This is a genomic window from Actinomadura sp. DC4 (genome assembly GCF_030406325.1).
Taxonomy (GTDB): domain Bacteria; phylum Actinomycetota; class Actinomycetes; order Streptosporangiales; family Streptosporangiaceae; genus Actinoallomurus.
Genome location: NZ_JAUEQY010000002.1, coordinates 452,905 through 466,689, shown reverse-complemented (window position 1 = coordinate 466,689; position 13,785 = coordinate 452,905). Strand labels below are relative to the sequence as shown.

Below are 13,785 nucleotides of genomic sequence, written 5' to 3'. Positions count from 1 at the left end.
CCTTTCTCTCGGCCGTATTCGGCTGACACCCGAATCGGGTTCAGCCTAGTGACAGATGTTACGTTCCTGCCATGCGGGTGACTGGGAAGAACATCGTGATCACGGGAGCGGCCAGCGGGATCGGCGCCGCGCTGGCCGACCGGTTTGCCGCCGAGGGCGCCGCCGGCATCTGCCTCGCCGACCTGGACGAAGACGCCGCCGGCCGGGTCGCCGCCGGCCTGTCCTGCCCTACGGTCGTGTGCCGTACGGACGTGGGCGACGAGGCACAGGTCCAGGCGATGGTCGAGGCCGCCTCCGGGCTCGGACCGGTCGATCTCCTCTGTTCCAACGCCGGCATCGGCACCGGCGCCGGGCTGGAGGCGACGGCCGAGCAGTGGGCCGCGACGTGGGCGGTGAACGTCCAGGCGCACGTGTACGCGGCGCGCGCGGTCCTGCCGGGCATGCTGTCGCGCGGCAGCGGCTATCTGCTGAACACCTGCTCGGCGGCGGGCCTGCTCAGCCAGCCGGGCGACGCGCCGTACGCCGTGACCAAGCACGCCGCGGTGGCGTTCGCCGAGTGGCTGGCGCTGACCTACGGCGACCAGGGCATCGGCGTGAGCGCGCTGTGCCCGCAGGGCGTACGGACGCCGCTGCTCACCGGCAACCTGGACGGCCACCTCGCGGCCAAGGCGGTCGCGGCGGCGGGCAAGATCCTGGAGCCGTCGGAGGTGGCCGAGGCGGTCGTTCTCGGGCTCGAGGAGGAGAGATTCCTGATCCTGCCCCACCCGGAAGTGGCCGAGTTCGTACGGCGGAAGGCGGCCGATCCGGATCGTTGGCTCTCGGGGCTTCGCAGATTGGTGGCCGGGGTTCAGAATTAGCGTTCTAGTTCTCAGGAGGCCGCCATGCCCACGGTCGAGACCGTACGCGGAGCCGTCGACGTCGCCTCGCTCGGGACGACGCTGATGCACGAGCACGTGTTCTTCGTCGGCACGGAGTACCTCCAGAACTACGGCAAGGACTGGTGGGACGAGGAGGAACGGGTCGCGGACGCGATCGAACGCCTCCGCTCGGTGGCGGCGCGCGGCGTCCGTACGTTCGTGGACCCGACGGTGTGGGGCGGCGGGCGTTACATCCCGCGCATCCAGCGCATCAACGAACAGGTGCCGGAGCTGAACATCATCGTGGCGTCCGGTTTCTACCACTACACCGACGCGCCGCTGCCGTTCCTCAACCGGGGACCCGGGCTGCTCTTGGACGAGAGCCCGGACCCGCTCGCCAAGGAGTTCGTCCGCGACATCGCCGAGGGTGTCGCGGACACGGGCGTGAAGGCGGCCTTCTTGAAGTGCGCGGTCGAACACCCGAACCCGACCCCGGGTGTCGAACGCGTCTGCCGCGCCGTCGCGTACGCGCACCGCGAGACCGGCGCGCCGATCACCGTGCACACCAACGCCGTCGAGCAGACCGGCCGCTGGGTGATCGACCTGCTCCGTTCGGAGAACGCCGACCTGTCGAAGGTCGTCGTCGGGCACAGCGGCGACACGGGAGACCTGGACTACCTGATGTGGCTGGCCGACGCGGGAGCGCTGCTCGGCATGGACCGCTTCGGCGTCGACGTGTACCGCTCGACACCGGACCGGGTCGCGACGATCGTGGCGCTCTGTGAGCGCGGCTACGCCTCGCGGATGGTGTTGAGCCATGACGCGATGTGCTGGATCGACTGGTTCGGGGCTGATTTCCAGACGCTGCGCGACCAGATGCTGCCGAACTGGCACTACGAGCACATCCACGACGACGTACTGCCGGCCCTCCGGGCGGCCGGGGTGAGCGAGAAGGACATCGACACGATGCTGGTGGACAACCCGCGCCGCTACTTCACCCGGTAGACGCGTTGTCCACCACATGTGAGGCGATCTGGCGTGTGTCCAGCCACAGCCTCGCCGGTCCGACGCCGGCCTGTGTGCAGGCGCAGGCCGTCGATCTGCCCCGTGTCGAGAATCGCGGGGCGCTCCGGCGGGCGGGATCTCCTCCCCGGTCCCGGCCGGTGCGGCGTCCCTTCCACCAGCCTTCGGCGCATCGCCCGCGTTGGCTGACCGGCTATCCGGAGGCCGTCGCGCATCTGGGGGTCGCGCTGTGGCTTTCCGAGGCGGATGAGGACCATCTGCTGACAAGCGTCCTGTTGCGGGCCGCCGGGCGGTTCATGGCGGGCGTGAACACGCTCGAAGACCTGCGCGGCCGCCTTGCCGATGATCTGAACCGGCTGATGTATCCGCCGGCGGAGTTGTCCAAGAGGGAGAAAAGAGCGTCCGATCGGCTGAAGAGCTGGACGCTCCCGCGGGGAGTGACCCAGTGGCGGGAGGTCGCCGACGGAGTACGCGCGGGCGGCCGTGACTCTTTCTATGACCGAGTCGTCCTGTTCCAGGCCACCGTGACCTTTGGCCTGCGGTTCAGAGTCATCTCTAAAAGCCGTATCCCGGATGATTCAGGTCCCATCAACGGCCATCTTTTCGTCCTCGCCCGGGTCCCGGCGGAACCATCGGCCGGCGTCACGACCGACCTTTGGATACCGACCCGGCCCGTGCAGCCGGGGGCGGGACCTTGGACGCCCGGCGCCGGGCATGGTCTTGCCGGTGCGGCGGAACCATCATTCGCCACGCCTGAGCCGTCCGTCCGGGGCGGTGAGCACGTGCAACGGCGGCTGATGACGGTCTCCGCGGCGCGGGACCTCGTCGGCCGGCTGCGATGGCGTGGGGCGACCGGGCCTGAGCCGAAAGCCGGCTGGAGGTCGAGCGAGGTCACGAACGAGCGCCATCCGAACGACATGGCCCGGTGGCTCGCCCATGAGGATGCTCCCGAACCGGCGGAGACCGGCATCATGAACTGCTGGGACGCCATTCTCTTCTCGGCCTATCGCGCGCGGCTCGTCGACAAGAGGTGGTTGCAGCAGATCTATGACTACGCCTCGAATGTCGCGATCAATGCAACGCGATATCACCGTCGGTACGATCGGGGGGATGATTCATATGAATACCCCATGGTGAAGGATCGATTCGGGCGTAAGTGGTATCGGCCCATGGCGGAGTACTACGGCGCCCTGATGGCGACCCTGTACGGCGGGCCGCTCCAGCGCTATGCGGTGGACCCGGAAAGCGGCGTCGGCGGGCCCGACATACCTGCCGGCCATATCGTTTTCTTCGATTGGCCGGAACACGTGGCGATCAGCGCCGGCACTCGCGACGCGCAGGGGCGTCAGATCATATTCGGCTCCTGGATTCATCCCAAGAGCCTTCCGGATCCGGAAAACCCGGTCTGGAAGAAGCCGTTCGGCTTCATGCAGGAGACGACCGTGGAAGAGCTGATCCAAGCGGCCGGGATGAAGAACGCGACGATCGAGTTCGCCGCCCCGTCGTGGGCGGCCCCTCCGGACGCGGACGGCCGGGGTCCCCGTCCCGCGATCTCCCTGTCCGGGCAGCCGGACGACGGTCCCCCGCGTCGGGTACGGACCCGGCAGGTCGACTACGACCGGCAAGGCATCGCCTGGGGCTCGTCGAGCGCGAGCGCCCGCACCCATGACGGTGAACTGATCCCCTTCCGGCAACGCTCCTGCGTCAGCGTCAGCGTCATCGTCATCAGTGACGAGAGCGTTCACTCGCGAGGGAGGTGCCAGACCTCGGGCAGGCCCTTGTCCGCGTCCGAGTAGTCGTGCACCACGTCGAGGTAGCCCGCCATCCGGGCCTGCCAGGTCACGTTGACCGGCAGGTCGGCCAGCGCCGCCAGCAGTCCCGCGTAGTCGTCGCAGTCGATCACGTGGAACAGGTCCAGCCCGCTGCGCCAGATGGTCCACTCATGTGCGCCCGCCGCTCGGATGGCCGCCACCAGGGACGTCGGCACCTCCCGGTGGGCCTGTTCGTAGGCCTCCTCGCGGCCCGGGGCCAGACGAGTGTGCAGGGCGACGCGCATCGCGGTTCCTCTCGGGGGCTCTTGGTCCGGGTGCGGGGGAGTCACGGCGACGCCTCTCCGTCCTGCTGGGCGTGGCTCCAGTCGTCGACCGTGGCCTGGCGGCGGGCCCAATCCTCGACCGCGCCGATGTGCACCGCCGCCGCCACCCGGGCGCCGTCCGGGTCGCGTTCGACCAGCGCACGGTAGATCTGCTCGTGCTCGGCGAACGTCCGCGGAAACACGCCCTCCTCGCGGTACCCGCGCCACACCCGCGCCCGGAACGTACGGCTGTTCAACCCGCCCAGAATCGCCGCCAGCACCGGATTGGCCGCGGCCTCCGTGATGATCCGGTGGAACTCCAGGTCGTGCCCCACGATCTCCTCGGCCGTCGTCCCGCGCTCCATCGCCGTCATCTCGGCGCGCAGCCGGAGCAGGCCGTCCTCGTCGATGCGGGCCGCGGCCGCCGCTGCGGCGGCCGGTTCGAGGATCTTGCGGACCTGTACGAGGTGCATCAGCGTCGAGCCGCGCGAGATCTCCGCCACGACGCCGAACGTCTCCAGCAGGTCGCCCGGTTCGAGCCGGGTCACGTAGATGCCCGCCCCGTGCCGGGCCTCCAGCACGCCCATCACGGTCAGCGCACGGATCGCCTCGCGCATCGAGCTGCGGGACAGGCCGAGGTCGGCGGCGAGGTCGCGTTCGGTCGGCAGCCGCTGTCCCGGCTCCAGCTCCCCGGTGGCGATCTTGGCCTTGATCTCCTCGACCGCCCGCTGGGTGACGGTCGTCCTGGCGGCGGTCTCGTCCGGCACGTGGGTCCCCTCCCCGGCAGCCTGCCTGGTCATTGTGTCCGACTCGATTGGTCGTACCAATCCAGCGTACGTAACAAAGTCGTAACAGGGTATTGCCAGGACATCGGCCTCTAGTGGTCTCATGTCGGAAGCAAGTGGTCCGATGAATCACCAAAAAGCGACGAGGGGGTACGGCTGCGTGAAGCTGCTGCGTGTGGGACCGGAAGGCGCCGAGCGGCCGGCGGTCCTGGCCGACGACGGAACGCTCCTGGACCTGTCCGGTGTGACCCGCGACATCGACGCAGGTTTCCTCGCGACGGGCCTGGACGACGCGCAGGCGGCGTACGCGGCCGGCGACCTGCCGCCCATCCGTAACACCCGGCGCGTCGGCGCGCCCGTGGCCCGCCCCGGCAAGGTCGTCTGTATCGGCCTCAACTACCGGGACCACGCGGAGGAGACGAACTTCGACATCCCCGCCGAGCCGATCATCTTCATGAAGGCGGTCAACACCGTCGTCGGCCCCGACGACGACGTCAAGATCCCGCCCGGCAGCCAGAAGACCGACTACGAGGTCGAGCTCGCCGTCGTGCTCAAGGGCCGCGCCCGCTACCTCGGCTCGCCCGATGAGGCACGTGACACGATCGCCGGCTACGCGATCAGCAACGACGTCTCCGAGCGGGAGTACCAGCTCGAACGCGGCGGCACCTGGGACAAGGGCAAGTCGTGTGAGACCTTCAACCCGCTCGGCCCCCACCTCGTCACCGCCGACGAGATCGCCGACCCGCAGGACCTCGGCCTGCGGCTCTGGGTCAACGGCGAGCTCCGCCAGGACGGCAGCACGAAGAACATGGTCTTCGGCGTGGACCACCTCATCTGGTACCTCAGCCAGTTCATGGTCCTGGACCCCGGCGACGTCATCAACACCGGAACCCCCGCCGGAGTCGGGATGGCCGGCGGCTCGTACCTGCGTACCGGCGACCTGGTCGAGCTCGAGATCGACGGGCTCGGCCGTCAGAGGCAGAGGCTCGCATGAAGATCAGCGCGCTCGACGTGCACGACGTGCGGTTCCCGACGTCGCGGCGCCTCGACGGTTCCGACGCCATGAACCCCGACCCCGACTACTCCGCCGCGTACGTCGTCCTGCGCACCGACTCCGGCGCGGAGGGGCACGGCTTCTGCTTCACGATCGGGCGCGGCAACGAGCTGTGCACCGCCGCGATCGAGGCGTACGCGCCGCTCGTCGTCGGTCAGGACCTCGACCTCGCCGACCTGGGGGAGTTCGCCCGGCGGCTCGCGCACGACTCCCAGCTCCGCTGGCTCGGCCCGGAGAAGGGCGTCGTCCACATGGCCGCCGCCGCGCTCGTCAACGCGGCGTTCGACCTGGCCGGCCGCGTGGCCGGGGTGCCGGTGTGGCGGCTGCTGTCGGACATGACGCCCGACCAGGTGGTCGACCTGGCCGACTGGCGCTACCTCACCGACGCGCTGACGCCGGACGAGGCCCGCGACCTGCTCACCGCGGCCCGCGGCGGACGCGCCGAACGGGAGGCCGCGCTGCTCGCCACCGGCTACCCCGCCTACACCACGACGCCCGGCTGGCTCGGCTACACCGACGACAAGCTCACGCGCCTGTCTCTCGAGGCGGTCGCGGACGGCTTCACCCAGATCAAGCTCAAGGTCGGTGGCGACCTCGACGACGACATCCGCCGCATGCGGCTGGCGCGCGAGGCGGTCGGGCCGGACGTCCGGATCGCCGTCGACGCCAACCAGCGCTGGGACGTCACGCAGGCGATCGAGTGGGTACGCGCGCTCCAGCCGTACGAGCCGTGGTGGATCGAGGAGCCGACCAGCCCCGACGACGTGCTCGGGCACGCCGCGATCCGTGCCGGCGTCCGTCCCGTACGAGTGGCGACCGGCGAGCACGTCGCCAACCGGGTGGTCTTCAAGCAACTGCTGCAGGCCGAGGCGATCGACGTGCTGCAACTCGACGCCTGCCGGGTCGCCGGCGTCACCGAGAACGTCGCGATCCTGCTGCTCGCGGCGAAGTACGGCGTGCCGGTCTGCCCGCACGCGGGCGGCGTGGGGCTGTGCGAGCTCGTCCAGCACCTGGCGATGTTCGACTACCTCGCGGTCAGCGGCTCCACCGAGGACCGGGTGATCGAGTACGTCGACCACCTGCACGAGCACTTCACCGATCCCGTACGGATCGCCGCCGGCCGCTACCTCGCGCCGACGGCGCCCGGCATGTCGGCGGAGATCAGACCCGAGAGTCGTGCGGAGTACGCCTATCCCGACGGTCCTGTCTGGAGGTCATGACGTGGAGTTCACCGGAATCAGAGCCATCGTCACCGGCGGCGCGTCCGGCATCGGGCTCGCCACCGCCCGGTTGCTGACCGAGCGCGGCGCCGCCGTCGCCTGCCTCGACCTGAGCGATCCGCCCGAGCCGCTGTACGGCGTCCGCGCGGACGTACGCGACGACGCCCAGGTCCGTACGGCGGTCGGGCAGGCCGCGGAGCACCTCGGCGGCCTGGACGTGCTCGTCAACAACGCCGGCATCGGCGCGCAGGGCACCGTCGAGGACAACGACGACGCCGAGTGGCACGGGGTCTTCGACGTCAACGTGTTCGGCATGGTGCGGATGGCCCGCGCGGCACTGCCGCACCTGCGCCGGTCCGAGCACGCCGCGATCGTCAACACCTGCTCGATCGCGGCCACGGTCGGCCTGCCCAGCAGGGCGCTGTACTCGGCCACCAAAGGAGCCGTGCTGTCGCTCACCCTCGCGATGGCGGCGGACCACCTACGTGAGGGGATCCGCGTCACCTGCGTGAATCCCGGAACCGCGGACACCCCCTGGATCGGCCGGCTGCTCGACGCGGCGGCCGACCCGGAGGCGGAGCGGGCCGCACTCGAGGCCCGCCAGCCGACCGGACGCCTGGTCAGCGCCCAGGAGGTCGCCGCGGCGATCGCCTACCTGGCCAGCCCGTTCGCCTCGGCGACGACAGGAACCGCGCTGGCGGTCGACGGGGGCATGGACGGCCTGCGACTTCGACCAGAGAAATGAGGATCGCGATGAAGCGAAAGACCCTCGCGGCCGGCGCGGCGCTCGCCGCAGCCGCGTCGCTGGTGACGGCCTGCAACGACAACAGCGGCGGCGGAGGAGGCGGGGGCGGCAAGGTGGTCGGACTCGACTACCCCCGCTCTGACACGGACTTCTGGAACTCCTACATCAAGTACGTACCGCAGTTCGGCAAGCAGGACGGGCTGGACCTGAAGACCACCAACTCCGAGAACGACATCGCCAAGCTGACCGCCAACGTCCAGACGCTCATCGGCCAGGGCGTCAAGGGCGTCGTGCTCGCCCCGCAGGACACCGCCGCCGTCGCTCCCACGCTCGTCCAGCTCAAGCAGAAGAAGATCCCCGTCGTCACCGTCGACACGCGGCCGGACAGCGGCGACGTCTACATGGTCGTCCGCGCGGACAACCGGGCGTACGGGCAGAAGGCATGTAAGTTCCTCGGCGACACGCTCAAGGGCAAGGGCAAGGTCGCCATGCTCGAGGGCGACCTCGCCTCGATCAACGGCCGGGACCGTACCGACGCCTTCAACCAGTGCATGACACAGAGCTACCCGGGCATCAAGGTCATCGGCCTGGCGACCGAGTGGAAGGGCGACGTCGGCGCCAACAAGCTGCAGACCGCCCTCGCCGCCAACCCCGACCTCAACGGGATCTACATGCAGGCCGGCGGCGCGTTCCTGGCCCCGACGCTCAACGTGCTCAAGCAGAAGGGCCGCCTGGTCCCGCCGAGCGACCCCAAGCACATCGCGATCGTCTCCAATGACGGCATCCCCGAGGAGATGAAGGCGATCGGCGCGGGGCAGATCGACGCGACCGTGTCCCAGCCCGCCGACCTGTACGCCAAGTACGCGCTGTTCTACATCAAGGCCGCCATCGCCGGGCAGAAGTTCGCTCCCGGCAAGACCGACCACGGCTCCGTGATCGTCGCACCGCGGCCGGGCGTACTGGAAGACCAGCTGCCCGCGCCGCTCGTCACCAAGGACGGCGCGTATCCGGGCTCGCTCAAGGAGACGGACCCGCAGCTCTGGGGCAACCAGATCAAATGACGGATCCCGAAGGCGCCGCGGCCGGTCGTGTGGAGACGACACGACCGGTCGCGGCGGCACACACGATCAGCAAGAGGTTCGGCGTCACCGTCGCGCTGGACGAGGTGTCGCTGGAGGTCGAGGGCGGTCAGGTGCACGCCCTCGTCGGCCGCAACGGCGCGGGCAAGTCGACGCTCGTGTCGGTGCTCACCGGGCTGGTGGCGCCGGACGCGGGCACGGTGGAGTTCGGCGGCGAGCCCGCGCCCCCGCTGGCGGACCGCGAGGCCTGGCGAGGCCGGGTCGCGTGCGTCTACCAGCGCTCCACGGTCATCCCCTCACTGTCCGTCGCCGAGAACCTCTTCCTGAACAGGCAGGGTTCGGGCCTGATCTCCTGGGGCGCGCTCCGCCGCCGCGCGCGTGAACTGCTCGACGCCTGGGAGGTCGACGTCGACGTCCGCGCGCCGGCCGAGAAGCTCAGCGTCGAACAGCGCCAGCTCGTGGAGATCGCGCGCGCCCTGTCCCACGGCTCGCGCTTCATCGTCTTGGACGAGCCGACCGCGCAGCTCGACGGCAGCGCGATCGAGCGGCTGTTCGCCCGGATGCGCTCCCTGCGAGAGTCCGGCGTGACCTTCCTGTTCATCAGCCACCACCTCGACGAGGTGTACGAGGTCTGCGACACCGTCACGGTGCTGCGCGACGCCCGGCACATCGTCACCTCATCGGTGGCCGAACTCGACAAGACCGCGCTCGTCGCCGCGATGACCGGCGAGGCCACGAGCCTGATCGAACCCGACGCCGGACGCCCGGCGCCCGGCGAGGGCACCCCGGCGCTCGAGGTGAGCGGGCTCGGCCTGCCGGGCGTCTTCACGGACGTGTCGCTGACGGTCGCGCCCGGCGAGCTCGTCGGGCTGGCCGGGTCGGGCGGCTCGGGGAAGATGGCGGTCGGCGAGGCCGTCGTCGGCCTGCGCCGTGCCGCGTACGGCACGGTCGAGATCGGCGGCGTGCGGCCCAAGCCGGGCAGCGTGCCGGCCGCACTCCGCGCCGGCGCCGGTTTCGTGCCCCAGGACCGGCACCGCGAGGGCCTGGTCCCGGAGCTGTCGATCGCCGAGAACACCACACTCACCGTCCCCGAACGCCTCGGCCGGTTCGGTTTCGTCGGGTCGCGACGCCGCGCCGGGCTGGGCGCCGAAGCGATCGAGCGCCTCACCATCAAGGCGGCCGGCCCCGAACAGCCGGTCGCCGCGCTGTCCGGCGGCAACCAGCAGAAGGTCGTGATGGCCCGAGCCCTGGCCAACGACCCGAAGGCACTGGTCCTGATGCAGCCGACCGCCGGAGTGGACGTACGGGCCAAGGAGACGCTGCTCGGCGCCGCCTCGGCCGCGGCGGCACGAGGCGCCGGCGTCCTCGTCGTCTCCGACGACCTCGATGACCTACGCCCCTGCGACCGCGTGATCGTCCTGTTCAAGGGCGAGATCGTCGCCGAGATGGCCCGGGGCTGGACCGACCACGAACTCATCGCCGCCATGGAGGGCATCCGTGACTGAGACCCAGACGGCCGTCGCCGCGCCGGGCCGTGCCCGGATCGCGGCGCCCAGGCTCGCGCGACTACGGGATCTCGCGCTCGTGCCCGCGATCATCGTGATCGCGATCGTCGGCTACCTCGTCAGCCCGGTGTTCCTGCACTGGGACAACCTCGTCAACGTCCTGCAGCAGCAGTCGGAGATCTCGCTGCTCGTACTGGCCGAGGCGCTCGTCCTGATCTGCGGGCGGATGGACCTGTCGCTGGAGTCGACGTTCGGCCTCGCGCCCGGTGTCGCCGCCTGGCTGGTCCTCTCGCCCGGGATCGCGCACGGGCTCGGCTGGCTGTCCGGCGGCTGGTCGATCCCGCTGACGCTCGTCGCGGGCGCGGTCATCGGCTGGGTGAACGGCCTGCTGATCGTACGGTTCCGGCTCAACGGCTTCATTGTCACGCTCGGCATGCTGATCGTGCTGCGCGGCCTGCTGACCGGCATCACCGGCGGCAAGACGTTCTTCAACCTGCCGAGCTCGATGATCTACCTCGGCAACGCGGTGTGGCTCGGTCTGCCCGCCTCGATCTGGATCTGCCTGATCCTGTACGCCGTCGCGATCGTGGTGACCGGCTACACGAGGTTCGGCCGGTCGCTGTACGCCATCGGCGGCAACCCCGACGCGGCGCGGGCGGCGGGCATCCGCGTGGACCGGGTGCTGTGGGCGGCGCTCGTCATCGGCAGCCTGCTCGCCGCGCTCGGCGGCCTGCTGCTGACCGGCCGCCTCGCCTCCGTCGCGGCCAGCCAGGGCAACGGCGCGATCTTCACGGTGTTCGCGGCGGCGGTCATCGGCGGTGTCTCGCTGAACGGCGGGCGCGGCACGGTCTTCGGCGCCTTCACCGGCATCCTGCTCCTCTACATGATCCAGAACGTGCTGACCCTCGCCGGCGTCCCGGCGCAGTGGATCGGCGCGCTGAACGGTGGGATCATCCTCGTCGCCCTCATCATCAGCCGGATCACCTCGGGACAGGCCCAGGAGTAGCGGTGGAACTTCGCACGCTCGGGAACACCTCGGTCGAGATCACCACTTTGGGGCTCGGCGGCGCGGGCATCGCGGGACTGTACGCGGCCGTCTCCGACGCCGAGGCCGCAGCGACCATACGGCGCGCCCTCGACCGGGGCATCCGCTACTTCGACACCGCACCGCACTACGGTGCGGGCCGGGCTGAGAGTTACCTCGGCGGCGGCCTGACCGGCGACTGCGTGATCTCCACGAAGGTCGGGCGGATGCTCGTCCCGCTCCAGCCTGGGGAGCCGGCCGAACGGAGCGAGTTCGCCGACGCGCCCCCGTTCCGGCGCGTGTGGGACTGGAGCGCGGAGGGGATCCTGCGGTCGCTGTCGGAGTCGCTGGAGCGTCTCGGCACGGACCGCGTGGACATCGTGTTCATGCACGACCCCGACGACCACGAGGAGGAGGTGTACGCGGCGGCGTACCCGGCGCTCGCCGCGCTCCGCGAGCAGGGCGTCATCGGGGCCATCGGGGCCGGCATGAACCAGTCCGCGATGCTGACGCGGTTCGTCGAGCGCCTCGACCTCGATGTGGTCCTGTGCGCCGGTCGCTACACCCTCCTGGACCGGTCGGCCCTGGAGGACCTGCTGCCCGCCTGCGAACGGCGGGGTACGTCTGTGGTGGTCGGCGGCGTCTACAACTCCGGCCTGCTCGCCGGCGGCACGACGTACGACTACCGGCCCGCGCCGCCGGACCTGCTGGCGCGCGTGGCCCGGCTGGAGGAGATCTGCGCGGGCCACGGCGTACCGCTGCGCGCGGCGGCCCTGCGCTTCCCGCTGCGGCACCCGGCCGTGGCCTCCGTGGTCACCGGCTGCCGGTCCGCCGCCGAGGTCGACGACAACGCCGACCTGTTCGAACGGGACATCCCCGACGCCCTCTGGGACGAATTGTGATCGACGCGCACCACCATCTCTGGGACACGGCCAAGCGCGAGTACGCCTGGATGGACGGGCCGTGGGCCGACCCGATCCGGGGCCGCTTCGACCTCGCCCGCTACACCGAGGCCACGGGTGCCGAGTCGAGCGTCGTCGTCCAGGCGGTGATGGACGAGGCCGAGACGGCCGAACTCCTCGCCGCGCCGGTCGCGGGCGTGGTCGGCTGGACCGACCTGACCGCGCCGGACGTGGCCGGCCGCCTGGCCGCGCTTCGCGCCGCGGGCCCGCTCGTCGGCATCCGCCACCTGGTCCAGGACGAGCCCGACCCGGCGTGGCTGGCCCGCCCGCCGGTGATCCGCGGCCTCGCGGCCGTCGGCGCGGCCGGACTGGTCTACGACCTGCTCGTCAAGCCGCCCCAGGCCGCCGCGGCCCTCGACGTCGTACGCCGGCTGCCCGAGGTCTCCTTCGTGCTCGACCACGCCGGCAAGCCGGACATCGCGGGCGGCATGTGGGAACCGTGGGCGGGCTGGATCACCGACCTGGCCGCACTCCCGAACGTCACGGTCAAGCTGTCCGGCCTGGTCACCGAGGCGGCACGGGACTGGAAACCGGCCGACGTCCTGCCGTACGCCCGGCACGTCCTGTCCGCCTTCGGCCCGAGCCGGACGATGTACGGCTCGGACTGGCCGGTCTGCACCCTGGCCGCGAGCCCGGGCCAGGTCCGCGCGCTGGCCGAGGAGGCGGTGGCCCCCGACGACCGTTACGAGGTATTCGGCGAGACCGCCCGAAGGATCTACCAGCTAAGTTGAGGTCATGCGCGTCGCGCTTTTTCTCACCTGTGTCAATGACATGCTCTTTCCCGAGACGGGGAAGGCGGTCGTCCGATTGCTGGAGCGGCTGGGCTGCGAGGTCGACTTCCCGCCCGACCAGACCTGCTGCGGCCAGATGCACTTCAACACCGGCTACCGGGACGACGCCCGGCCGATGGCCAAGGGTTTCGTCTCCGCGGTCGGCGGTTACGAGGCCGTCGTCGTACCCTCCGGCTCGTGCGCCGCGATGGTGCGGGAGTGGTATCCCTCCCTCGGCGTCACGCCACCGGGCGGGGTGTTCGAGCTGTCGGAGTTCATCGTCGACGTGCTCGGCGTGACCGACGTCGGCGCGTACTTCCCGCACACCGTGACCTACCACCCGACCTGCCACTCCCTGCGCTCGCTGAAGGTCGGTTCGCGCCCGCTCGACCTGTTGTCGCAGGTACGCGGGCTGACGCTCGTGCCGCTCGGCGGCGCGGAGGAGTGCTGTGGCTTCGGCGGGACGTTCTCGCTGAAGAACCCCTCGGTGTCGGCCGCGATGTGCTCCGACAAGGTGCGCAGCGTCCTCGACACCGAGGCCGAGGTGCTCTGCGCGGCCGACAACTCGTGCCTGATGCACATCGGCGGCGCGCTGTCCCGGCAGCGCACGGGCGTACGGGTCATGCACCTCGCGGAGATCCTCGCGTCCACGGAGGCCGAACGATGAGCGAGCGGAACGGCGTCACT

14 protein-coding genes are annotated in these 13,785 nt (G+C 70.5%); 12 read left to right on the top strand and 2 right to left on the bottom strand.

Annotation, left to right across the window (positions count from 1 at the left end):
* Positions 1-71 precede the first annotated feature (71 nt).
* Genes QWU11_RS04820 through QWU11_RS04810 form a run of 3 tightly spaced genes read left to right on the top strand, consistent with a single transcriptional unit; the run spans position 72 to position 3,676 of the window.
* Positions 72-857, top strand: a complete 786-nt coding sequence (locus QWU11_RS04820; protein ID WP_290103768.1) for an SDR family oxidoreductase — start codon at positions 72-74, stop codon at positions 855-857.
* A gap of 24 nt (positions 858-881) precedes the next feature.
* Positions 882-1,862 (top strand): phosphotriesterase-related protein, encoded by a 981-nt coding sequence (locus QWU11_RS04815; protein WP_290103767.1) that lies wholly within the window; start codon positions 882-884, stop codon positions 1,860-1,862.
* A gap of 35 nt (positions 1,863-1,897) precedes the next feature.
* Complete coding sequence (locus QWU11_RS04810; RefSeq protein WP_290103766.1) at positions 1,898-3,676, top strand: hypothetical protein; 1,779 nt, start codon at positions 1,898-1,900, stop codon at positions 3,674-3,676.
* Here the strand turns inward: QWU11_RS04810 and QWU11_RS04805 are convergent.
* Positions 3,622-3,936, bottom strand: a complete 315-nt coding sequence (locus QWU11_RS04805) for an L-rhamnose mutarotase (RefSeq protein WP_290103765.1) — start codon at positions 3,934-3,936, stop codon at positions 3,622-3,624. The two genes, QWU11_RS04810 and QWU11_RS04805, sit on opposite strands and share 55 nt — an antisense overlap.
* Before the next feature lie 41 nt (positions 3,937-3,977).
* Entirely contained in the window at positions 3,978-4,754 is a 777-nt protein-coding gene (locus tag QWU11_RS04800) for a FadR/GntR family transcriptional regulator (protein ID WP_290103764.1), read from the bottom strand.
* Between the two features lie 145 nt (positions 4,755-4,899).
* Here QWU11_RS04800 and QWU11_RS04795 point away from each other — a divergent pair, with 145 nt between their 5' ends.
* Genes QWU11_RS04795 through QWU11_RS04755 form a run of 9 tightly spaced genes read left to right on the top strand, consistent with a single transcriptional unit; the run spans position 4,900 to position 13,765 of the window.
* Entirely contained in the window at positions 4,900-5,733 is an 834-nt protein-coding gene (locus QWU11_RS04795; RefSeq protein ID WP_290103763.1) for a fumarylacetoacetate hydrolase family protein, read from the top strand.
* Positions 5,730-7,013, top strand: coding sequence for an enolase C-terminal domain-like protein (locus QWU11_RS04790; RefSeq protein ID WP_290103762.1), 1,284 nt, complete (start codon positions 5,730-5,732; stop codon positions 7,011-7,013). Before QWU11_RS04795 ends, QWU11_RS04790 begins: the two co-directional genes overlap by 4 nt.
* 1 nt (position 7,014) lies before the next feature.
* Entirely contained in the window at positions 7,015-7,758 is a 744-nt protein-coding gene (locus tag QWU11_RS04785) for an SDR family oxidoreductase (RefSeq protein ID WP_290103761.1), read from the top strand.
* A gap of 8 nt (positions 7,759-7,766) precedes the next feature.
* Positions 7,767-8,819, top strand: coding sequence for a sugar ABC transporter substrate-binding protein (locus QWU11_RS04780; RefSeq protein ID WP_290103760.1), 1,053 nt, complete (start codon positions 7,767-7,769; stop codon positions 8,817-8,819).
* Complete coding sequence (locus QWU11_RS04775; RefSeq protein ID WP_290103759.1) at positions 8,816-10,342, top strand: sugar ABC transporter ATP-binding protein; 1,527 nt, start codon at positions 8,816-8,818, stop codon at positions 10,340-10,342. Before QWU11_RS04780 ends, QWU11_RS04775 begins: the two co-directional genes overlap by 4 nt.
* Positions 10,335-11,348, top strand: coding sequence for an ABC transporter permease (locus QWU11_RS04770; RefSeq protein WP_290103758.1), 1,014 nt, complete (start codon positions 10,335-10,337; stop codon positions 11,346-11,348). Before QWU11_RS04775 ends, QWU11_RS04770 begins: the two co-directional genes overlap by 8 nt.
* 2 nt (positions 11,349-11,350) lie before the next feature.
* Complete coding sequence (locus QWU11_RS04765; RefSeq protein WP_290103757.1) at positions 11,351-12,268, top strand: aldo/keto reductase; 918 nt, start codon at positions 11,351-11,353, stop codon at positions 12,266-12,268.
* Positions 12,265-13,059, top strand: coding sequence for an amidohydrolase family protein (locus QWU11_RS04760; RefSeq protein WP_290103756.1), 795 nt, complete (start codon positions 12,265-12,267; stop codon positions 13,057-13,059). Before QWU11_RS04765 ends, QWU11_RS04760 begins: the two co-directional genes overlap by 4 nt.
* 4 nt (positions 13,060-13,063) lie before the next feature.
* Complete coding sequence (locus tag QWU11_RS04755) at positions 13,064-13,765, top strand: (Fe-S)-binding protein (RefSeq protein WP_290103755.1); 702 nt, start codon at positions 13,064-13,066, stop codon at positions 13,763-13,765.
* The last annotated feature ends 20 nt before the right edge of the window (positions 13,766-13,785 follow it).